We start from the raw sequence: 21,936 nt of genomic DNA on the forward strand, positions 1-21,936 counted from the left end.
GCCTAGATCTTAACTTAAAAACTGGAGCGGAAGCGTGAATCTAGCGCTTCCGCTCCAGTTTTTAATGCTATACTTTTCCAAATTCTAAATTTTAAATTATTACTTTCATGCAGATTGTGACGTTAAACATGTATGCACCTGTACACCACGAATTTAATTCTGCGAAGGCTTGGGAGGAGCTGATAAGGAAAGGAGGGCGTTAATGATGTGTTAAGCTTAAACAAACAAAGGCAGAAGTGAGGTATGGTTATATGAAAAAAAAATCTAAATACTTAATCCTGCTTTTTATGTTTATTTTGATTGTGTTTATTCTGCTTTTTTTAAATACCAATAAAAATGAAGCCAATGAGCCAGTGGTTAACGGCAATATTATTCACGTCAAAAGCTTTGATCTGGATGCCAAATCAACGAATTTAAAGACTATGACAGCAGGGTCGATATTCGTTGAGGGTGAGAAGGAGCATATTGATCATATCAAGATAGTAGCACATGTAGAGATTGACCCTGCTGACTGGGGTGGTGTTGCATTTTATATCCCTGATCAATGGAGTGTCTCCAGCATCACCAGCAGTTATCCTGAACATCAATCGAAGTTAAAGCCTGCTGAGTATGTATCCACCTGGATGAATTCTTCTGATGACTCTTCATGGTGCACGATGATTGAAATTGGGAGAGAGCGAAATTACATAGCGAATGGCGGGGGTACTGGAACGATTGTGATCGAATTAAGTCCAGATCAAAAGGGTGAGTCCCCCTCTAATTCATTAAAAATTGGTATTGAGGTCGGATCAGAAGAAAAAAATGGGAAAAGAGTTATGGGTACAGATTCTGTTGAAGTTCCTGTATTTTAAAGTGCTGGGTTAACTAGATATAGAAAAACAAGCCGAAGCGATGGCAATGCACGCTTCGGCTTGTTTTTTATTCTTTTATTGTGGCCCTTGTTACTTCTTTAATTCTTACTTCGCACTTACCGATTTAAACCAATCATTCACTTCTTGCGTGATCTGATCTCCGCCATTGGATTTCCAGTTGGCGACGAATTGGTCAAAGGCATCAATTGGCAGATTGCCGTAGATGATTTTGTTGAAGGTTTCCATCTCGGACTGGCGGAGCAGGTTCCATTTGGATACCATGGTTGGTGTTGCAGCACCAGTGAAATAGTTTTGTTTACGGACGTCGATCTGGGACATAACGACTTTACCTGCATACCAGTTTTCCGGTTTGCGGAATTCGGCCATTTGTTTCTCGTAAGGTGTTTCAGGCTTCTCGCCGTTGGCCAGCTTCACGAGTGTTTTCATGTACAGATCCGGGATACGTGCTGGGCCGGTCAGGAACGGGAATTCGTTGGAGAAGTCTTTAATCTTCTCTTTGTCACTGGTCGGTTGTCCGTCAATGATATCCCAGTCGTAACCTTTGGCGAAGCCGTATTCATACTCACTGCCCGCTTTCGGGTTAGCCAGGTTATCGAGCAAGTAGTTGTAGTACAGGAAGATGGCTTCTGGATGCTTCGCATCCTTGTTAATCATGATACTTGCGTTGACACCAGAGTTCTGCCACTTCGTACCGATCTTGCCGTCTGGGCCAGCTGGAACAGGGTAAGCTTTATACTTTGAGCCAGGTACGTTCTTCAGCAGGTCAGGTGCAGGCCAGTCCGGTACCCAGTTGGCGCCAGGCAGAATGCCCGCTTTGCCAGCTGTCCAGCTTTCAGCGGATTTGCCTTCGTCCCACAGAGCGGAGTCAGCGTGGATATAACCTTTATCCATCCATTCAGCCAGCTTGGCAAGGGCTTGTTTGGCACCCGGGTTAACGGATCCGTACTCGAGGTTGCCGTTTGCGTCTTTGTTCCATTGCTCCTCGATTGTGCCGTATGCACCGAACAACCAGTCGAGCTGACCCATCCAGGTGTTGGTGTTATTTTTCAGCGAGATCGCCAGCGGGAATACTTTGTCTGGAGACAGACCGTCCGGATTCTCGTTTTTGAATTTGTCCATGATGTTCTCAAGGTCTGCAATGGTTTTTGGAGCTTCCAGGTTCAGCTTCTCCATCCAGTCCTCGCGGAGCCAGAGCAGTGTATCGTCGTTATCGGTGTACTCCATGATCGGCATGTTGTATTTCTTGCCGTCCTTGGTGAACGGATACCACAGTTCAGGATGTGCTGCTGCGTGATCTTTCAAGGTCTGACTCGCGTACTTGTCAAACAACTCATCGATGGCGATGAATTGACCGGAGTCGATCAGTTGATTGGTCAGTACCGCATTGGTGGGTACGGATACAAAATCAGGCAGCTTTTCGCCAGAGGCGATAGCCAGTTGCAGCTTTTGTCTGTATTGATCGTCATTGGCCGGATACCAGGTATCTTTATGCTTCATACCCAGCGTTTCCAGCATCCAGCGATCGTGCACGTTATTTTCTTTGGTATCTCCTTGCACGTATTTCTTCGGCATTAATACCGAACTGAACTCGATGGGTGGATCATATTTTCCTTTAGCAAAAGCAGCTTCTGCTTCAGCTGAGCCGACAGTTCCCGGCGTATTATTGGTACCATTGTCACTGGCTGTCTCGCCACTGCCGCACGCAGTGATCGTAATGAGCGCGATAACCATGAGCAGTGACCACCATGTTTTTTTGAATTTGATCATTGTTCAATCCCCCTACGGTGTATGATCTTTACAGTGTAACTGTACCAATTTGTGCGGGAGTGCATCTATATGAGTTTTTTAGTTTTGATAGGACTCTATTAGTGAATGTTCCAAAAGATCGGTTTTCAGTCATGTTATTTATGCTGGTCGCGATACTCTTGCGGTGTAACGCCAAACTGGCGCTTAAACACTTTGATAAAATAAGCTGGGTCCATATAGCCAATCTCCATGCTGATTTCGTACACTTTTTTGGTGGTCGTGACCAGCTTGTGGCAGGCCCGATCCATGCGCAGGCGCGAGATATAATCACTGATGCCTTCGCCCGTTTCGATCTTATAGATTTTGGACAAATGGGTCGGGTGCAGATTGACATGGTCAGCAAGCACACGCAAAGACACATCCAGATGCAGGTTCTTATCTGTAAAATCCTGAATCTTCTTCACATACTCGGAACGGATGTCCTTGATCTCGTTGGACGTGCCTTCCTTGAGTTTGCCCAGCACACTGAGCGACCATTTCCGCAATTTGCTGATGGTAGCGAAAACTTCCCCACTTTGTAAACCCTCGACATCATTCCCCATTAAAGTGGTCAGAGTCAGCTTGTTCCGGTGGGCAATATTGGTGAATGAAGCCGTAATGAGAAAACCAGCCTCCATGCAATGCTCCCATGATTCCGACCATTTCTCATCCAGCTCTGCGCAGACCGCGCGTATTTTCTCTTCCGCTGCATCCCACTGTCCGCTCTCTAGCAAACTAATAAAGGTGGGCGGGGTATACAGTACATCCAAGGGACCTTGTGCCGCAGGTGTCTCGACATCGCTGACACGCATGACAAATTCGCGTTCATCGCCAACGATCTGCCGGAAATAGGCGGAAGCCTGACGGAAGCGATCGTAAAGCTGATCCGGAAAGGTGAACCACTCGGTGATAACGATGGAGAGGGAGCCTTTCAGAAATTGTTTTACTTTGGATTGAAGCTGAATCGATAGCTTCTCCAGAATGGTTTCTTTGCCAATATCGCCTTTCCGATCTTTCAACTGAAGCAAAAACACCAGATATCCGTGCTCCTCCTTGACGCCCCACACTTCCATAAACTCACCCATAATCTCTTCAGCCATGTTGATGATTGCGTATTCGATCAGGGTCTGATCATTGCTGTCATAGTGTCCGAATTCTTCTTCCAAACGAACCAGCATTAATGCGGCATCCCCGGTGTGAAAGGGGAGATTGTAATTGGCTAGCTTACGCTCCCATTCGGCAGCGGAGATTCGTTGTCCCTGTAAAGCGCCGAGGAGCAGTCGTCCCTGCAAATGGGGGAGATTCTCTCGCAACGTAAACTGCGTTCGTGTCAGTGAACTGACAATTTCCCATTCGTTGTTCAATTGATCGATGGCCTTCTGAACAGCGCCCATTATTTCCTCGTCTGTGGGCGGCTTCAGCAGATAGTCCACGGCTTCGAATTGGATGGCTTTTTTGGCGTAATCAAATTCGGAATACCCGGATAACAGAATGCATTTTATTTTTTTGTCCCGGATGCGGATGCGCTCGATCAGTTCAATACCTGTCATTTCAGGCATCTGAATGTCCGAGATCACGATATCGATGGGATGGGTGTCGATCATTTGTAGTGCTTCGTGTGCCGAGTATGCTTTATGCACATGTTCGATCCCCAGCGTGTGCCATGGCTTGGTCATGGACAGGTTATCGACCCAGTGTGCTTCGTCGTCAACGATCATCATTTGCATTATAATGTCTCCCTTGGTGGTTGAACTAAGGCATATTTACACTTGCCACTCCGATGACAGAATAACCTTCCGATCGCTGTTATCCCCAGATTTATTGAATGAATTTTATAATGTGTAAATCTGGTGATAGCTTATGCTTCCAATGTAGCTTTCTTTCAGAAAGCTTTCAGGCGAACGCTTTGCTTCTTCAGGTTTTTTCTGTCCTCTGCGTTATCGTGTACGTGATCTTGTTCAAAATTAAATCGTCAATTTATTGTTTGTATCGTATCAATTCGTATCGGTATTACCTTTATCGGAATCTGTGTCCTCTTTTGGTATCTCCCAGATGATTTCGGTTCGGAATCCGCCAAGTGGGGATGGGCCGAATAGGAGGTAGGAATGACTGCCGAACAGGTGCGTGATTCGTTGGTGCGTATTCCAAAGGCCGCAGCCCATTTCTTCTTGTAAAGGTTCCTGCATCTTCAAGTTCAGCGCTTCGTACTGTTCCGGGCTTAAGCCTGGGCCGTCGTCGTCGATGTATATTCTGCCAAAACCATTCAAGCGCTCCCCGGTAATTCGGATTTCCCCGGATGAATAGGACTTCGCCACACCGTGAATCACGGAATTCTCGACCATCGGTTGAAGCATTAATCGTGGCACCGACTGGGCAAGCATATCTTCAGGGATATCGATGTGATACTCAATGCGACCATTACGCAGCTTCTGGATATCCAGATAGTTGATCAGCAGCTTGATCTCTTCTTGTAGCGACGACGTCTCCCGTTCCATACGGGTGGTGTAGCGATAATACGCACTTAGGTTATGCGCCATGGAGACCACGGCTTGCTCGTCCTTCATTTGGGCCATGTTGATGATATAACCAAGACAATTATATAGGAAATGCGGATTGATCTGCGCCTGTAATTGCTTCAGCGTAGCTTCCCTGGCTCTAATTTTCTCATGGAATACATTTTCGATCAGATCTTGAATCTGATGGGACATATCGTTGAATCGGCGGAACAGGAATGAGAACTCATTCTGGTTTTTGCTATACAGTCGGACAGAATAATCCCCTTGTTCTACACGGCGTAAACCTTTGATCAGCTTTTTGATCGGATATTGAACATTTCGGTACAGCAGGATTGACGCAGAGATACCCACCACCAGCAGCAAAATCATACAGGTGTAGAACAGATTCTGACTGAGCGAGATGGGTTTCAAAATCTGATACAGCGGGATGACGTCAACCAGATGCCAATCCAGATAGGTGGACTTCACGGAGCTAACCAGATATTTCTTTCCGTTCAGTTCGACCACGTCCTGTGTGGTATCCTCTGGCGAGTGCGTATCCAGATACTGAGTGAGTGCTGCGGATAACTGTTTGTCCGCGCTGCGATTCAGAATGGGTGCATTTCCTTTGTGATATAAGAAAGGATCACCTTGTCCGCCTGCTTTATACGTATCCAGCATATTCTGAATGTTCTCATAGCTGAAGCTGGCTTCAATCACCAGATTGCTTCCAGTGAGCATTCCTGGTTGGGCAAGGGAGTCCGTAAAGAACCAGTAGAAGGATTTCATCTCATCTTGTGATTCGGCACTTTGGTCCCCATAGGTCCATTGTCCGCTCATATTTTTTTTCAAATACGCCTCATCATATCCGGTAGTTCGATTGTAGTTGGCGATGACATCCTCATTCTGCTGTGAATACACCGCATATCGGGTAGGCCATATATCGGTAACGCTCGTCTGAAGCGTCATTTTCTCCTGAATCACATAACGGGTCTGCATCCGGTCATATCGATCATCCCACATGTTCAGGCCGTTGAAGGCTCTGACATTCGGATCTCGGGAGAGAATCAGGCTGAAATCCATCATCTGATTGATACGGGAGTCGATCTGACTGGACAGAAACGTGAGCTGTTTTGTGTTGGAGATCTGCAATTCTTTGCTGACGACATCATAGGTGACGTTATTCGAGTAGGTGTACATGATCAGAATGGGGATGAACAAGACTACAATTAATAAGTTTATTTTGGCAAAAAGACTGAATCGGGATCTGGTATTACCTTGAAAAGGCATTAAGCGCTTCCATATATACATGAAAAGTCTCCTTCTAATTCGTGTGTAAACAACCTCTTCTGATGATACCCTAACAAAACACTATCAAGCCTAACAATGTTATATAGCAGACCTCAGAATGGCTTGATACTATTTATATCAGAGAACCCGATCACACACAAAAACTTTTTTTGGGAACAGGAGAAGCGCTATGGAGGCTAAATTGGAGGGTAAGCGGATCCCGCAGGCAAACGTTGGGAACAAGCTGGATAAAAAGAGAAAAAAACGCTACAAACAGCCATGGATTCTGCACTTTATGGTGTTGCCGGCGGCCATTATGGTCTTTATATTTTCATACATTCCGATGTCCGGGATTTTGATGGCATTTCAAGATTATAAACCTGCACTGGGATTTTTCAATTCCGAATGGGTAGGACTGAAACACTTCAGGTACATGTGGGAAAATGATTATTTCCTGCAAATTACGTGGAACACGTTGTTCTTTGCCTGTTCCAAGATTGTCATGAATCTGATCATTCCGTTTGTCTTCGCCTTATTACTTAATGAGGTACGGAAGATGGCGCTGAAAAGAACGATTCAAACGCTCGTGTATCTTCCTCACTTTCTGTCCTGGGTTACGCTATCAGGCATTCTGATCGACATTCTGGCCCAGACGGGTATTGTCAATCAGTTCCTGGTATCCGTATTCGGCATCAAGCCGATCTTCTTCCTGGGGGATGGCAGCTGGTTCCGCTTCACGATTATTGCGAGTGATGTCTGGAAAGAGTTTGGATTCAACACAATCATCTTCCTCGCGGCACTGTCTGGTATTAACCCTGCACTTTATGAAGCAGCTGAAGTAGATGGGGCAGGACGCTGGAAGCAAACGATGTATATTACCATCCCGGCACTGATTCCCATTGGGATCGTAATCGCAACTTTGGCACTGGGTAATGTGCTTAACGCCAACTTTGACCAGATCTTTAACTTATATAGTCCGTTGATTTACCAACAAGGAGATATTATCGATACGTTTGTGTATAGAGAAGGTCTGCTTAGTGGGCAGTTCAGTTTCGCTACCGCTGTGAATCTGTTCAAATCGGTCATCAGCCTGATCCTGATTGTGATCTCGTACCGACTGGCTTACCGATTCGCCGGATATCGAATTTTCTAGAAAGGATGACAAACGAATGTACCATAAAACGATGCCTTACCGCATATTCAGCATATTCAACAATGTGTTATTGACCATCCTTTCACTGCTCTGCTTGCTGCCTTTGTATCACTTGCTCATGGTATCACTTAGCGCATCTGCACCTGCAAATGCTGGTCTCGTAACGTTCTGGCCAATTGGATTTACACTGGAGGCGTATGCGAAAACATTTGCCAATACCAACTTCCTCTCCTCCTTATGGGTATCCGTGGAGCGGACGGTACTGGGTACAGGACTTGCGTTAATCGTTAATACGATTGCAGCCTATGCGCTCTCCAAGGAGACGCGGGTGTTCCGTGCACGTAACATCTATCTGTGGTATTTTGTCATCACGATGTTGTTCAGCGGTGGCCTCATTCCGGGGTATATCCTGATTCTGAAGCTGGGACTGATGAACACATTGCTGGCTTTGATCTTGCCAGGATTGGTTGCGGTGTTCAACATCATTCTGTTGCTGAATTTCTTCCGTACCGTTCCAAAGGATCTGGAGGAAGCTGCATTTATCGATGGCGCAGGACATTTCCAGACGTTTATCAAAATCTATCTGCCTGTCTCCGTACCTGTTATTGCAACGGTTTCACTCTTCATGATGGTTGGGCATTGGAACGCATACTTTGATGGGATTATCTACATCCGTGATGCGGAAAAGCTGCCACTTGCGACTTTCATGCAGACGATCATCGTGCAGGCCGACATGTCGAAGCTTGATCCAGAAGCGGTGAAGAACCTGTCCCAACGGACCATTCGGGCTTCGCAGATCTTTATCAGCGCGCTGCCAATCCTGCTTGTGTATCCGTTCCTGCAACGGTATTTCGTAACCGGGATCGTGGTTGGGGCTGTTAAGGAGTAGTTGAATGTAGGGGTTAGAATAGGGTTGTGAAAAAGGAGTCACTGAACTGGGGAAGGCCAGGGAGGTGGCTTCTTTTTGGTGTAAATATTTTCAATCCTATTAATTTGTTGTAAGATAGTACCAATTCATAAAGAAAGTGAGGTTAATCGTTTTGATACCTCCATATGTTGTAGACCTCTAGGTACGTTACTACTCATACCTGATTCTAGGTAAATCTAAAGTGCGTGCCGGGGATCTTATTGTTCAATGATAACGATGAAATGCAAGCATGGGAATTGCAACAGCTAGACAAGCACTTGGATACATGGAAGAGAATTAAAAGAGATTTCGACCCCAGAATCAAGAAATTAAATGAGTATCGAAATCACAGAAAAACCAAGCATTACTATAATAATGAGGTTAAGGACATTCGAGGACTCACCCAAAGAAGCTTTCGAAAACAATTCAAACAGAACATGCTTCTTGAAGAATTTTATCGTCCAGTACCTCATGATTATCGAACGTATGGTTGGTTGTCTTACTAAGTTGTCTTAAGTTACTAAAATGGAAAGAGAGAAGAAATTCTCTCTTTTTCTTTTGAAAGAATGATGGACAAGAAAAAGAGTACAGGCTACTTATAAGGGACATGAATTTTAACACGGAGGAGCAAAAATCATGATCGACAAAGAATATTATGTAAAGCTTAGTCAAGAGGCAAATGAGAATTATACGTTTTATAAGGAAGAGGCTGAAGCATCGATACATAGAAGAGAATATACCACTAGCAAGCGTTATGACATCTCTCTGTATTGGTATGCCCGCCAAGGTGAAATCTCTGGTGATATCTCAGATGAAGAGACGGATACATATTATGAGTTTGATAAGGATGACAGAATTAGAGTCTCGGCTTGTGATGATTTAATTGATGGGTATGCTTACATTACTTATGAAGAAAATAAAATGACCACTAGAACATATGTGGATGGGATTTTGGATTCCATCAAAGAGTACTTGTTGCAAGATGAATTGATCCATCAGTCAGTGGAGTATTTTCCGAGATTTGATAAATTAGAGGTTGAAGACTACATCTACGAGGGGAATAATCTGGTTCAAATATACCAACCTCAATACGAAAATAATGCTTGTTTTGATCACCTTCTTCGAACCTATTTCGAATATGATGAGCAAGGTAATCTCCTGCGAGTGTTAGATGGGACCAGAGGTGTAATCTACGTAAGGATGCCATCTGAGGAAGTTTTAGTACTCAGAGAAAAGGTAAAAGAGGAACTCATTCAAGCTTTAAAAGAAATCGTTAGCGATCTCTGTGAGAATCAGTCAGGCAAAGAATATTGTTTTATGTCAATCTACTTGCATGATGAAGTGCATACGGTATATTCACCTATTTTCCATCCTGGCTTGCAAGAAGTAAGAGAAGAGCAAATAGAAGAAAATGATAATGATGAGGAAGAATATTATTACACGCTCTGGAATTCAGGAGATCATCCGATGAACGATCAACAAGAACTTACGGATCAACATTTAATTCAGAAACTTAGAACTCTTATTATATATTGGCGTAGCAACGGAGATTGGTGGGAGGAAGGCGTGAGCTTGTGGAAGGAAGTCGCGTATGCCCTTAATGAAAAGACGAATTGGTCCGATTATCCAATACTCACAGAGAACTTTGTTGTATTCGTCGAATGGGAAGCGATGGATGTTATGAGTGGAGATTTGCAAGAAAGCATCCCTCCAGCGAAGTTACTGAGCTTGCAGTCTGATCGCTTGGCTCCAACGGTTTAAAATAACTCGTAAAGATGGATTTCAAAGCTTTGCTATCTCTTCCAAAGCCGTTGCCTACACTATGCTGCCCTGCTATAATTTCGATATATCTATCGTATTTGGGGTTATGACGTGGCAATATGGATAATGCCGGATTGCTCGTTCGCTAGAAAGCCTTACGCAAAGCCTGAATAGGGGCGGACTTTGTGTAGGGCGCGACAAAAATGAGATTGTTGCCCTGAAATCAACATTAACATAACGTTTCATCCCGCAGGCTTTGCACCTTATTTGTTCTTCTAATAAAAATAAGGGGCTGAACGCCATGCAAACACCATTTATTCAGAATCATCAATTCAATTATATTCAAAAACAAGCTGATTTCCTGCTCAAAACGCTACGCTCGGTTGTGGATCGAAAAGTATTGGAAACCGTCCGTTATACGGTTGGCACGAATGCGGTGGGCATCTTCGATGAGTTGACTTCGGAACAGAAGCAACTGCTGGAGCAGTTATCGACGTATGAGACGGCACATGAACTCCAGACCTATCTGAACCGGATTGAATCATATCTGATTCCATATCCGCAGATATCGGCAAAGCAGATCCAAAAGCTCTTTCCGAAGGCCAAGAAACTCAAAGTGCCGGATCTCGAATCCATCGATTACGCACATACAACCTATCTGAGATGGACCGACATCGCGACGAGTCGCTTGTTCATCGTGTACCCGTATGAAGGCAGATTCCTCGGTATTGAGGGACGGATTACACCTACGAACAAAAAAGGGTACTGCATGTTCTGTCATCGTCATCAGGAGCTGGGATTCTTCAACGTGAAGACCAAGGCTCACTCGCCGGACAACTTTTCTTCCATTGCCCAGTACGTATGCATGGATAACACAGCTTGCAACCATAGCATTACCGATATCACTATGCTGGAGAAGTTTCTTCTCTCGACAGTAAAATAATGCAAGACACACAGGCAGGGTCGCTCTTCGGAGCGACCTTTTTGCCGTGTTCAAGCGTAGTGATTCGCCATTGAACGTACCACAAAACTTCAGAATTCATATTCGGGTCATACCTTTTTTCTCATACGATTATGGAGTCGGAATATCGTTGGCATAATTCAGTCCCAGGTGATGTGCATGGTTCAGCAGGGCCTCATAATGCTCAGGCTTGGATTCCAACGTTTCATATATAAACTCAACCCTCGATTGGGACACCCCACAGTAATCGGCAATCCCCACATTGAGCAGGTTGGCGATCGATTGACCATAGTTGCGCTTCTGCATCTGTTCTTCCGTCACACCCGAAAGAGCGATCCACAATATCTGCTGATGAGGGAGCTTGTTCGCGCCGTAGGCAAATCCGTTGTTCATGACACGATCCACATAACCTTTCAACATGGCTGGCAGATGCCACCACCAGAGAGGAAACACAAAAGCCACAGCATCGTGTTTCTTCAATCGCTTCATCTCGGTTTCAACCTCAGGCGAGAACACCTGATTTTCTTGGGTATAGTCTGGTTCATCCATCTCTCGGAGAATCGGGTCGAAACCAATCCCATGCAAATCCAATATCTCATAACCGTGACCGGCATCGGTAAGACCCTGTGCAAAACGTTGAGCTACCTGAAAGGTCAAGGAGTCTTTTCTTGGGTGGGATACTACAATGAGTACGTTCATCTTATCTTTCACTACCTTTCTGGATTGCAGTCTTGTAGCCATAAATCAATGGCTGATGCTATTATAAACAGGTATGAAAACATCTGGAAGTACGCACTTTGATGTTCTATAGGAAGAATGAAGTGCCATAGGAACATCAAAGTACCCTAAATGAATGCCTTGAAATAGACTTGAATAATGGAAAAAATAGCAGAAAAAAGATGATGCTTCACCTTGATATAGCCTATTTATGGAGGGGTTCAAAAATGACAGAACATGGAGAAACGAGTGCTCCAAAAAAATATAAAGTAGGCGTGGAAGCGGCCTTGGAAGTAATGGGTGGGAAGTGGAAGCCTTTGATTATTTATCATTTAATGACCGGACGTAAACGCACGTCGGAGCTTCGGCGGTTAATACCGGACATTACGCAGAAGATGCTGACAACGCAGCTCAGAGGACTTGAAAAGGATGAGATCGTACAGCGCAAGGTATATTCGGAGGTGCCTCCCAAAGTGGAATATGAGTTGACGGACTACGGATGGGGACTCAAGCCTGCCCTGGACCATTTATGTTATTGGGGAGAAGAGCATCTGGACAAAATCCACGGGGACAGGTTTAAAGTATTGGAGGATTTCGATTCTCAGGAAAGTTGAAGAGAGGGGCACGAGAAGGTGGATGGTGCAGAGCACATGAAACAGGCAGTTCCCATTCGTTGTGAAGGCGTGGCTGTAGTTCTATTGAAGAAAAGCCTCGATCAATACCGTGTACTGATGCTAAAGCGGGCTGGTCGTATGTTGCATAACGAGTGGTGTTATGTTGGCGGCGGGATAGAAAAGGGCGAGAAGGCATGGGAAGCTGCACTCAGAGAAGTTCATGAGGAAACAGGTATTACGGAAGTCCGGTTGTATTCTGCCAATCAATTCGAACAATATTACTCACCCATGGAGGATTATATCTATACCGCTCCCGTATTCGTAGGATATGTGGATGAAAGCCAGGTTGTCCGGTTAAATCATGAACATATCGAGTACCAATGGATGACGTTTGACGAAGCTAAAGAAAATGCGGCTTTGCCCGGAATTGATGATATTTTGGATTTTGTTGAAAAGCATTTTGTCAGAAAAGTCCCTTCCGAGTGGCTTCGGATTAATGGTTAGAATAATTAGGAGGTGGAACTCATCACATACAAGACGATTTATCCAAGAGCATGGTTGAGCCTACTATGTATGTTGGTCATTGAAGCTATGTTTTTCAGAAATATTATTTATGATGAAAATGGTATTATGAAGTACTTCCTGATCGTTATATTGACCTTTATTCTCGGTTATATCGTTTTTCTGCTCTGGCGTTTGTTTTTCACTAGACCCAGTATTACGCTGGAAAGCGATCATGTGATTTCTATGAAACATCAGAGATATAATGCATCTCAGATTGAGTGTATTTATATGAATTACAGACGGATTGGCATCAAACTCTATGGTAAACGGTTAGTGCCGATGGATCTATGTTTTTATTTTCAACGAGGTCAGGAGTCTGCAGGCGTAGAAGCTGTGCATGAATGGGCGGCGCGAAACGACAAAGAGATCAAACACAAATTTTTTCAAACATTGGGGTAGAGCAGTGCGTTTGTGAATATAAGGAATCGTTGAGGAAGTGCAGCTTAATTCTCGTCACAAATTAAAAAGGTCTATGCTTTAATAGCAAAGTAGATTCTATAAATCAACAGGAGAGATGCATATGAGATATCGAACGAAAGAATGGTATGAGCTGTGTCAGCGGACAGGGCTTCATTTTGGGATGAGGGTACATAGAGGAACTTACGAATTGGACGAAGCACTTTTCCTGCGACGTTATAAAAGAAAAGAAAAAGAGTATGTAGAGTTTCAGCGTGAGATGTATAATACAGATCCTCGTTTTTTGCTGGAGCAAAATGGCCATGTTTTTGTGCCTGCTGAAAAGTTTTTTAGTGGAAATGAAATATTGGAAGACGATAAAATAATATACCAGATGCCTGCTGAAGAAAGAGAGCGGATCGAAAAATTAATCGCAGATTATGATGTGAGGCCTCCTTTTGATGAGTTGAGCTACAAGCAAGAGTTTAAAAGCAATCTGGAATGGGATTGCAAAAACCAGAAAGAGCGTTTACCTAAAGAAATCTATGAGAAAATTGCGGATATCCGTGTATTTACGTTGGGTTATTGCACGAGAGAAGTAATGCTACAGTTAAAGAAACAGAGTGCAGAAAATAGGAGAGAGATGGAGCGTGTATCGAATGAATACAGGGAAGCCATTTTAGCGCAGGATATTCCCGATGAAATCCGTAGTCGGGTTCAATTTCATGATTGTACGGTAACGGAATTACTGACGGTAGAGGAAGTGGTCATTCGTTTTGACACCCGTGGGGGCTTCACCAATATAAATAAACTCATGCTGGTTGCACCCGAAATCATCAAGCAAGAGGGTGAGATTGTAGGCAGTTACTGGCTGTATCAAGAGCTGTATCGGATAGATAACGGATATGAACTTCATGTTCTATTTGATGGAGAGAATATGCCTGAGCTGATTGTTCGCTGTGCTGATATTCTCGTAGAGGAAGAATGAGAGAGACCAAGAGAGACCAAGAGGATGAGTATGGAGGGAATAGAGATGGAATGGACCACTAGTACATTTGGTTATTTATCTACTCCCGTATTTGTCGTGGGCATTACATGTTACTTCTTTCCTGATTTTCTATACAAAATATTTTTGTCCTGATGAGATATCGGAAAATTAAACCGAATAGCGAGTTTGAAGATAACCCACCTAATAGTGATATCCCTAAACATATCGAAATAATATTAAAAGTACTAGGCACCATTATGGTGATCCTGGGGATTGTATGGTTTTGGTTTTCAGAAGAGTTTTACGACTTATTATTTTGACAGCAAGGAGTTGAACAACAATATGGAATTTATCTGGGCTTTAGTCATATCACTTATATGTTTAATTGTCGTTCTTATCTTTGCTGCAATTGTACGTTATGCGATAGATTCATCCAAAACATCGCAAAAGCTGGATGTCCTAGTTAAAGAAGTGCACTATTTGAAAACTGAAATTAAAAAATTGCAACACCATAATCAGCAAGATGGTAGCAAGCATATTATTGATGAGAAAGTATAAAAAGCAAAACGGAGGACATCTGTATGGGCATGTCAGACTATTACAAAAACCTCAGGGAAAAGATCGGCAACGAGCTTATTTTTATGCCGGGTGTAGCTGGGATTATCCGAAATGAACAAGGGGAGATCCTGTTCGGTCGTAAACATAACGAATCAACCTGGGGGCTGATTGCTGGAGCAATCGAGCTTGGTGAGACACCGGCGCAAACGATGGTAAGAGAGGCACTGGAAGAGACAGGTCTAGTTGTTGAACCCGAGAAGATTATTGGAGTATATGGGGGTGAAGCAAGACAGTTTACATACAGTAATGGTCATCAGGTTGAATATTTGACTATCGTATTTGAATGCAGTGTCAAAACTGGTCAACTCACGCCCGATAATGAAGAGATGAAGGATCTGCAGTTTTTCCCCGAGGATCAGCTCCCAGCCATGGCAAACCAGTACCCAGATTATATTTTTAGCTCCAACCAAGAAGAACGTGCCCATTTTGAAAAATAATCCAACCCACTGTGCAACTGGAATTTAAACTCACCTTATCTTCAACAAATGAATCAAGATCCTAGTTATATGAGGGGAACCATATGTTATGTTAATTAATCCAACGATTAATGAGATCAATGACTTATTCAAGAGGCATTATATCAACGAAGAGATATCTGAAATTCAAAGTTTGTCAGGTACCACAGCTGGACGTGTTTATCGGTTGAGTACGGATCTGAACAGGAACTATATTCTGAAATCAGATGAACCCGAACAGATTCATATTGCCCAGCAGTTTTTGGATACGTATAAGAATTCTTCGTTACTGCCTGAAGTTTTGTTCACTGATCTGGATAACACTTATTTTATCTATACGTATATGGAAGGCACGACCCATTTCAACCGTGGACAGAAAAGAGACTGGTTAACTCGTCTGGTGAACGAGCTGTTCAATACATATGTGCTTTCTTCAGATACGAAATCATGGGGCAGAATAGAGTTCCCACTGAGGACATGGAAAGAATTCAATCAGATTAGTATTCATGAGGCAAAAATGAATATCGGAAGTATTTTAACAACAGATGATTATAATCTGGTTCAATCCAAAGTGGATCGTCTCTTTCATGATGAAGAAGAAAAGTTTCTATTACATGGCGATACGGGGGTTCATAATTTTGTGTATGATCAAAATGAACTTATCGGCGTCATTGACCCATCTCCAATGGTTGGACCTATCCTCTATGATTTCTTGTATGCTTTTTGCTCCTCTCCGGATGATATCAACACCGAAACATTATTTGCTACGTTCGAACTTTTAGAGCAAGTAGATATGGATAAATCCAGATTGATAGAGGAAGCTCTGGTCCATCTATATTGCCGAATTGGGCTGAGTAACAAACATCATCCGGATGATCTGCCTGAATACTTAAAGGCATGGCAGGAATGGAAGCGAATATGCCAGGAACTTTGAGCTAACAAACTTTTTACAACTATCGCAAATGCCTTAGTTCAGACTATACAAGACAGGAGAGATATCACAAGTTGGATAACAAAAGGTTTTTGAATCGTCCGAATTCTTGGACGACCTCCGAGATGCTTCATGGCGACTTACTTTCCAGTAAAGAACTTATCTATGACAAGTGTGGCTTTGGTTGCTCACAACCACATGAAGAAGCACAAAATGCTGAATATGGGGCATATGTGTTCACCATAAATTCTCTCTCCATTCGATTCCGCGTCGCCAAAACCACACCAACCAAGATTGGACAATTTGTTACCCTATGGCAGCGGAGTGGGGATGGATCGACACAGCCATATGATGTATCAGATCCAGCAGATATGTATGTCATTAGTACGCGCACAGGCAGCAACTTTGGTCAGTTTGTGTTTCCAAAGCATCTATTGTTACAGCGAGATATCGTATCGGATCAAGGCAAAGGTGGCAAGCGCGCCATACGCGTATATCCGCCTTGGGACAAGCCAACAAGTAAACAGGCTCAAAAATCGCAGCAGTGGCAGCTGGAATACTTTCTGGAAGTACCTTTTACCGAACCATTGAACTGTGATCAAGCCCGGGTACTTTATCGCACCCAACGATTGAAGTAAGCGAAACAGTAGCCCAGCATCTCCAAACTCTTCTCCTCTGAATTCCAGCTTTCACCCTTTTCGGCATATCTCCTTTAATCGTTACTTCCCAGTACTGAAGCGTGTGCGATGTCCTCCATTCGTTAAAAATAGTGAACGTCAGTTCATTTAATTTTTTTGAAATTTGTGCTTGCCTTAATGTGAACATTAAGCCTTAGGATGTAAAAGAACCGGCCAAATGCATCCAAAAATGAACATAAAGGAGGAGTCAGCATTATGGCTTTTTCGATAAAAGAAGCTTCCGAGCGGCTGGGTTGTCCTGCACATAAAATTCGTTACTACGAGAAGGAGGGTCTGCTTCCTTACATTCAACGGGATCAACATGGAAATCGGATGTTCGAGGAAGAACATCTGGATTGGATGAGACTGATGTCCTGTTTCCGGGCAACGGGTATGAAGGTATCTACACTGAAACATATGGTTAGTCTGGCACTGGACGGGGATTCAACGATTCCACAACGGAAAGCGATCCTTCACGAATATAAAGAAGAATTACATCGCCGCCAACTTGAAATTGCCGAAGCACTTGCAGCGGTGAATAACAAATTGACGATCTATGAAGGCATAGAAAAAGGAAAGCTTCCTTCAGAGAGCAAGTTGCTAGATCAAATGGAAAGCATCGGCAAAAACTAATATTAACGGATGGAGAGATGGAGATATGAAGCAAAGAGTGCTGGGAAATAGCGATATCGTCGTATCTTCAATTGGACTGGGAATTATGGGCATGTCTCCGGGGATGTACGGCGAAACCAATGATGAGGAGTCAATAAAGACCATCCATCACGCGCTGGAGATTGGCGTTACACTGCTGGATACAGCTGATGTGTATGGGAATGGTCATAATGAAGAACTACTGGGGAAAGCGCTGAAAGGACGTCGTGATCAGGCCATTATTGCTACCAAATTCGCGTATACCCCAAACTATGAGGCGTTGAATGGTCATCCGGATTACGTGAAAAAGGCTGTAGAAGCAAGTCTTCACAGGCTGGACACCGACTATATTGATCTGTATTACCAACACAGGGTAGATCCTCAGATTCCGATTGAGGAAACGGTTGGCGCGATGGCTGACTTGGTTAAAGAGGGGAAAGTCCGCTGCCTTGGCTTGTCGGAAGCATCGGCTTCCACTTTACGCCGTGCACACGCCGTTCATCCAATCTCTGCGTTGCAGAGCGAATATTCTCTATGGAGCCGGGATATTGAGGACGAGATTCTACCAACTGCGAGAGAACTGAATATTACCCATATTGCATACAGTCCATTAAGCAGAGGGTTTATCACAGGTGAGATACGGAAATTCGAAGATTTGGATGTTAATGATCTGCGCAGATATATGCCGAGGTTCCAAGGAGAAAATTTTGCCAAAAATATAGAAGTTGTGGATAAAATCAAAGAGATCGCAATGGAGAAGAGTTGCACGCCTGCACAATTGGCTTTAGCTTGGACAATGGCTAATAACGCATTGCCGATTCCGGGAACGAAACGAATCAAATATTTGGAGGAAAACGCGAACGCTGCAACGATTGAACTTACACCAGATGACTTAGCTCGCATTGAAAAGGTAAGTCCCCAAAACAAGGTCCATGGAACACGTTATATGAAAGAAATGATGACTCAGCTTAACGGGTAAAAATGAGGCGAAAAAGGAAGTATGATTTAGTGCCATATCCTGTATAATTTAGAGAACAATCAGGTTTGCATTTCTGTAGAGAATGAAGGATCTACGATTGGAAAATAAGGTATCCCTATTATGGGAGTGATTCTGCTGCCACTTTGAGTACTGGAGTGTGGTCATGATTGTATTGACATCGGCAATCGTATTCACCGTCTTGATTCTGATCGTTATTCTGTTTCAGGTTGCGTTGGCAGTAGGTGTGCCATGGGGAGAGTACGCCATGGGTGGGAAGTTTCCCGGGAAATACCCCGTAACCATGCGTTTTTCCTGCATATTTCAGATCGCAATATTGGCATTCATTGGGATCGTTGTTTTGAGTAAATCAGGATTGCTTTTGCCAGGATGGTCTTCATTCTCAGATATCGCAATTTGGTTTATCATTGGGTATTTGGTGTTGGGGACGATTTTGAATCTGATCACGAGAAGTGTATGGGAACGAAGAATCTGGGCGCCCGTAACGTTGTTGATGCTGATAACCAGTATAATCATTGCCATTTCATAACAATGAGCAACAATAGAATATACTAAACGAGAGCCCTGGCATGTATGCCAAAGGGCTCTATGAATTACTGCCGTTCCTCATTTATACTAATGATAGCTTAACCCTACATAGAGAAGATCAACGGAGAGGAGCGGTTTATTTATGCCGATCTACTACTACCTTGCAGCAGTTTTATTAGTTGTAACAGCCTATTTGGTTCGACGTAAGCTCAAGATTTTCCGTCCAGCAGGAAGACGCAGAAAACAGACGAAAGTGACGTACAGACGAAAAAAAGCACCATTGAATCTTGGACTTCGAGAAGAAGTCTCCTATCAGCAAACCATTCTTCAATTGGAGAAGAGTTACAATAAGCATTTTGCCAATAAACTCAAGATACGAATTCAACAGGAATATCCTCACATGAAAACGCTGGAGTATCGGTGGAAATTGATAGAGCTCAAGCGATATTTCATTATGGCTTCATTACTTAAGCAGGTGCCCATGTTCAGTGATGAAGTTGATGATTTGTGGCATGAGATGCTGATGTTTACGAAATCTTACGCTGATTTTTGTGCAGAATTCATGGGTTCCACCGTGCACCATGAGCCGGCAATCACCCGCCGCGAAACGCCAGGAGCGCGTGCATGGTTTGACTGGGTGTACTGTCAATTATTCGAGTTTACCCCCTACAGTGCTGCAATCTGGGGTGATTTTTTCACTTACCCATTATCCAGTGATGTACAGAAGCTGATCGCACAGGGAGATCAGTCTGAACTGGTGAATGAGCTGTTTCATGCCAGACGCATGCAGGAAGATCCTGAAGCTGCTCAGGTGATTGCCTATTTGATTGATCAACTACGTAGATCCGCAACGCTAAGTGAGGAAGAGCTATCTCCATCATCTTCCGGAAGTAGCGATGTAGCTCTCGTCATGGCTAGCGCCATGGTGTATTACTCCATGCATAACGAGGCGACATATGGGTTACACATGGGGCGGATGGAACAGGAAATTCTTCCACAGGAAAAGGCAGCCTATGGTTCCTCGTCAAGCAGTGGCTGCACGAGCAGTTCCAGCTGTTATGCGGATCAATGTACAGACAATAGTAGTTTCTCGGGAGGATCTGGATCATCCTCGGGGTCATCTTCCGACTCTTCTTGCAGCTCATCCAGCTGTTCATCTTGTGGTGGTGGCGGAGATTAATGAAGTATGAAGCTAGCGAATGAATGGAAAAAGAGAAGATGTCGATGATACAGCGGAATAACCTGTCAGAAAAGAAGGCAGGGATGTGTTCATCAAGCCGTAGGACATACCAAAAAATTATAAAAATCAAAAACAGGGCTTTCCCAGTGATGGGAATCAGCCCTGTTTTCATTTAGCAGTTTTTTTTTAGTAAACATTCAATGGTGATGATGTGCGTGAGCATCTGGTGCGTCGCCTTTGACCGTACATAATACTGAGGTGTCATGCAGATGTTTCTCAGACTCTACTTGGAGCGTTACATGTTTGATTTCTTTATGCTCCAGCATATGTTCAATTTTCTGAACCAGGATCTCGGATGCATAAACATCCATCGTTCCATCCACCACAATATGAGCGGTCAGCGCATTCAGGTTACTGGTGATGGACCAGACATGCACATCGTGAACACCTTTGACGCCATCAACTTGTTTAATAGTCTGCACCAGTTCATTCACATCCACATTGGCTGGAGTGCCTTCCATCAAGATATGCAGGGAGGATTTGGTGACATAGAAACCACTTCGCAATACCAACGCCGCGACAATTACACTTGCAAGTGGATCGGCCCAACCCCAGCCAAAAAACATCATAAGCAGGGCTGCCGCAATAGCCCCAACGGATCCCAGCATGTCGCTGATGACATGGAGATAAGCACCGCGCATATTCAGATTATTTTCCGTATCGCTACCACGCATCATGATCCAGGCCACCAGAATATTGATGAGTAATCCAATGATGCTGATGATTAACATACCTACGGTTGCAACTTCCGGCGGATTGATAAAACGCCCAATCGCTTCGTAGAAAATGTATAGTGCAATGGCGATTAACGTAATTCCGTTTAACGTAGCGGCTAAAATTTCAAATCTTCTGTACCCGTACGTTTTGCCGGTATTTACGGCTTTTTCACCAAAGGTGAACGCCAGCAGAGCGATCCCGAGTGCAATGGAGTCAGACAGCATATGGCCTGCATCCGAGATAAGTGCGAGACTGTTGGTGATGAATCCACCAATGGCTTCGACGATCATATAGATGGTAATAATAATGAAGGAAAACAACAGGACTTTCTTGTTATTGGTGGTGTGAGCGTGGTTGTGTCCATGATCGTGCCCATGGTTGTGACTGTGATGATGTCCAGACATATAAATCCTCTCCTTTGGAGCGCGGCTCCGTTATGTAATATGATTTCTAGTGTGACTATAACTGAGCTTAAGCAATGTTTAATCGCCTACAAATGAATATATGAGCGCTTGTTCATATGTTATGGTTTTATTATAGTTGCGCCACATAGTAGTGTCAACCAGATTCAAGAAAATATAAACATGTCCAAGGTGTCTCCATGCATGTGCTGGCGAAT

At 43.8% G+C, this 21,936-nt stretch carries 22 protein-coding genes; 17 read left to right on the top strand and 5 right to left on the bottom strand.

The window, feature by feature from the left end:
* The first annotated feature begins 251 nt into the window (after nucleotides 1-251).
* Nucleotides 252-851, top strand: coding sequence for a hypothetical protein (locus tag AC4E8D_RS07915; protein ID WP_490206047.1), 600 nt, complete (start codon nucleotides 252-254; stop codon nucleotides 849-851).
* 105 nt (nucleotides 852-956) lie between these two features.
* On the opposite strand, the gene AC4E8D_RS07920 is transcribed toward AC4E8D_RS07915, so the two are convergent.
* From AC4E8D_RS07920 to AC4E8D_RS07930, 3 genes are all read right to left on the bottom strand, one after another.
* The gene (locus tag AC4E8D_RS07920) at nucleotides 957-2,639 is read right to left on the bottom strand and encodes a type 2 periplasmic-binding domain-containing protein (RefSeq protein ID WP_490206048.1); all 1,683 of its coding nucleotides are present in this window, start codon (nucleotides 2,637-2,639) and stop codon (nucleotides 957-959) included.
* A 134-nt stretch (nucleotides 2,640-2,773) separates the two neighbouring features.
* Nucleotides 2,774-4,384 (bottom strand): response regulator transcription factor, encoded by a 1,611-nt coding sequence (locus AC4E8D_RS07925; RefSeq protein WP_490206049.1) that lies wholly within the window; start codon nucleotides 4,382-4,384, stop codon nucleotides 2,774-2,776.
* 267 nt (nucleotides 4,385-4,651) lie between these two features.
* On the bottom strand, nucleotides 4,652-6,463 hold the full coding sequence (locus AC4E8D_RS07930; RefSeq protein WP_490206050.1) for a sensor histidine kinase: 1,812 nt from the start codon (nucleotides 6,461-6,463) through the stop codon (nucleotides 4,652-4,654).
* A gap of 169 nt (nucleotides 6,464-6,632) precedes the next feature.
* On the opposite strand from AC4E8D_RS07930, the gene AC4E8D_RS07935 reads away from it, so the two are divergent.
* The 4 genes from AC4E8D_RS07935 (at nucleotide 6,633) to AC4E8D_RS07950 (ending at nucleotide 11,206) form a co-directional block, all read left to right on the top strand.
* Nucleotides 6,633-7,595, top strand: a complete 963-nt coding sequence (locus AC4E8D_RS07935) for an ABC transporter permease (protein ID WP_372238352.1) — start codon at nucleotides 6,633-6,635, stop codon at nucleotides 7,593-7,595.
* 16 nt (nucleotides 7,596-7,611) lie between these two features.
* Complete coding sequence (locus AC4E8D_RS07940; protein ID WP_490206051.1) at nucleotides 7,612-8,484, top strand: carbohydrate ABC transporter permease; 873 nt, start codon at nucleotides 7,612-7,614, stop codon at nucleotides 8,482-8,484.
* Between the two features lie 654 nt (nucleotides 8,485-9,138).
* Nucleotides 9,139-10,263, top strand: a complete 1,125-nt coding sequence (locus AC4E8D_RS07945; RefSeq protein WP_490206052.1) for a hypothetical protein — start codon at nucleotides 9,139-9,141, stop codon at nucleotides 10,261-10,263.
* A 301-nt stretch (nucleotides 10,264-10,564) separates the two neighbouring features.
* Nucleotides 10,565-11,206 (top strand): FusB/FusC family EF-G-binding protein, encoded by a 642-nt coding sequence (locus AC4E8D_RS07950; RefSeq protein WP_490206053.1) that lies wholly within the window; start codon nucleotides 10,565-10,567, stop codon nucleotides 11,204-11,206.
* Nucleotides 11,207-11,335: 129 nt separating this feature from the next.
* Here the strand turns inward: AC4E8D_RS07950 and AC4E8D_RS07955 are convergent, their stop codons facing one another.
* The gene (locus tag AC4E8D_RS07955; RefSeq protein ID WP_490206480.1) at nucleotides 11,336-11,923 is read right to left on the bottom strand and encodes an NAD(P)H oxidoreductase; all 588 of its coding nucleotides are present in this window, start codon (nucleotides 11,921-11,923) and stop codon (nucleotides 11,336-11,338) included.
* A gap of 245 nt (nucleotides 11,924-12,168) precedes the next feature.
* On the opposite strand from AC4E8D_RS07955, the gene AC4E8D_RS07960 reads away from it, so the two are divergent.
* The 12 genes from AC4E8D_RS07960 to AC4E8D_RS08015 all read left to right on the top strand — a co-directional run bounded on the left by AC4E8D_RS07960 (nucleotide 12,169) and on the right by AC4E8D_RS08015 (nucleotide 20,540).
* Nucleotides 12,169-12,555 carry a winged helix-turn-helix transcriptional regulator gene (locus tag AC4E8D_RS07960; protein WP_076209362.1) on the top strand — a complete coding sequence of 129 codons (387 nt, stop codon included), beginning with the start codon at nucleotides 12,169-12,171 and terminating at the stop codon, nucleotides 12,553-12,555.
* 36 nt (nucleotides 12,556-12,591) lie between these two features.
* Nucleotides 12,592-13,059 (top strand): NUDIX hydrolase, encoded by a 468-nt coding sequence (locus AC4E8D_RS07965; RefSeq protein WP_490206054.1) that lies wholly within the window; start codon nucleotides 12,592-12,594, stop codon nucleotides 13,057-13,059.
* 69 nt (nucleotides 13,060-13,128) lie between these two features.
* Nucleotides 13,129-13,518: a hypothetical protein gene (locus AC4E8D_RS07970; RefSeq protein ID WP_490206055.1), complete on the top strand. Its 390-nt coding sequence runs from the start codon at nucleotides 13,129-13,131 to the stop codon at nucleotides 13,516-13,518.
* Between the two features lie 121 nt (nucleotides 13,519-13,639).
* Nucleotides 13,640-14,503, top strand: a complete 864-nt coding sequence (locus AC4E8D_RS07975; RefSeq protein WP_490206056.1) for a DUF4085 family protein — start codon at nucleotides 13,640-13,642, stop codon at nucleotides 14,501-14,503.
* Nucleotides 14,504-14,845: 342 nt separating this feature from the next.
* Nucleotides 14,846-15,061 carry a hypothetical protein gene (locus tag AC4E8D_RS07980; RefSeq protein ID WP_490206057.1) on the top strand — a complete coding sequence of 72 codons (216 nt, stop codon included), beginning with the start codon at nucleotides 14,846-14,848 and terminating at the stop codon, nucleotides 15,059-15,061.
* A gap of 23 nt (nucleotides 15,062-15,084) precedes the next feature.
* Nucleotides 15,085-15,558: an NUDIX domain-containing protein gene (locus tag AC4E8D_RS07985; protein WP_490206058.1), complete on the top strand. Its 474-nt coding sequence runs from the start codon at nucleotides 15,085-15,087 to the stop codon at nucleotides 15,556-15,558.
* 88 nt (nucleotides 15,559-15,646) lie between these two features.
* A complete protein-coding gene (locus AC4E8D_RS07990) occupies nucleotides 15,647-16,510 on the top strand; it encodes a phosphotransferase (protein WP_490206059.1) in 864 nt (287 codons plus the stop codon).
* Nucleotides 16,511-16,581: 71 nt separating this feature from the next.
* Nucleotides 16,582-17,145 (top strand): MepB family protein, encoded by a 564-nt coding sequence (locus tag AC4E8D_RS07995; RefSeq protein WP_490206060.1) that lies wholly within the window; start codon nucleotides 16,582-16,584, stop codon nucleotides 17,143-17,145.
* Between the two features lie 255 nt (nucleotides 17,146-17,400).
* On the top strand, nucleotides 17,401-17,817 hold the full coding sequence (locus AC4E8D_RS08000; protein ID WP_490206061.1) for a MerR family transcriptional regulator: 417 nt from the start codon (nucleotides 17,401-17,403) through the stop codon (nucleotides 17,815-17,817).
* Nucleotides 17,818-17,842: 25 nt separating this feature from the next.
* A complete protein-coding gene (locus AC4E8D_RS08005; protein ID WP_490206062.1) occupies nucleotides 17,843-18,814 on the top strand; it encodes an aldo/keto reductase in 972 nt (323 codons plus the stop codon).
* Nucleotides 18,815-18,977: 163 nt separating this feature from the next.
* Entirely contained in the window at nucleotides 18,978-19,361 is a 384-nt protein-coding gene (locus tag AC4E8D_RS08010; protein WP_490206063.1) for a hypothetical protein, read from the top strand.
* Between the two features lie 141 nt (nucleotides 19,362-19,502).
* Complete coding sequence (locus AC4E8D_RS08015; RefSeq protein ID WP_339307468.1) at nucleotides 19,503-20,540, top strand: glycine-rich domain-containing protein; 1,038 nt, start codon at nucleotides 19,503-19,505, stop codon at nucleotides 20,538-20,540.
* A gap of 197 nt (nucleotides 20,541-20,737) precedes the next feature.
* On the opposite strand, the gene AC4E8D_RS08020 is transcribed toward AC4E8D_RS08015, so the two are convergent.
* Nucleotides 20,738-21,721, bottom strand: a complete 984-nt coding sequence (locus AC4E8D_RS08020) for a cation diffusion facilitator family transporter (RefSeq protein ID WP_221822653.1) — start codon at nucleotides 21,719-21,721, stop codon at nucleotides 20,738-20,740.
* Nucleotides 21,722-21,936: the final 215 nt, after the last annotated feature.

Source organism: Paenibacillus sp. SRL342 (assembly GCF_984798905.1).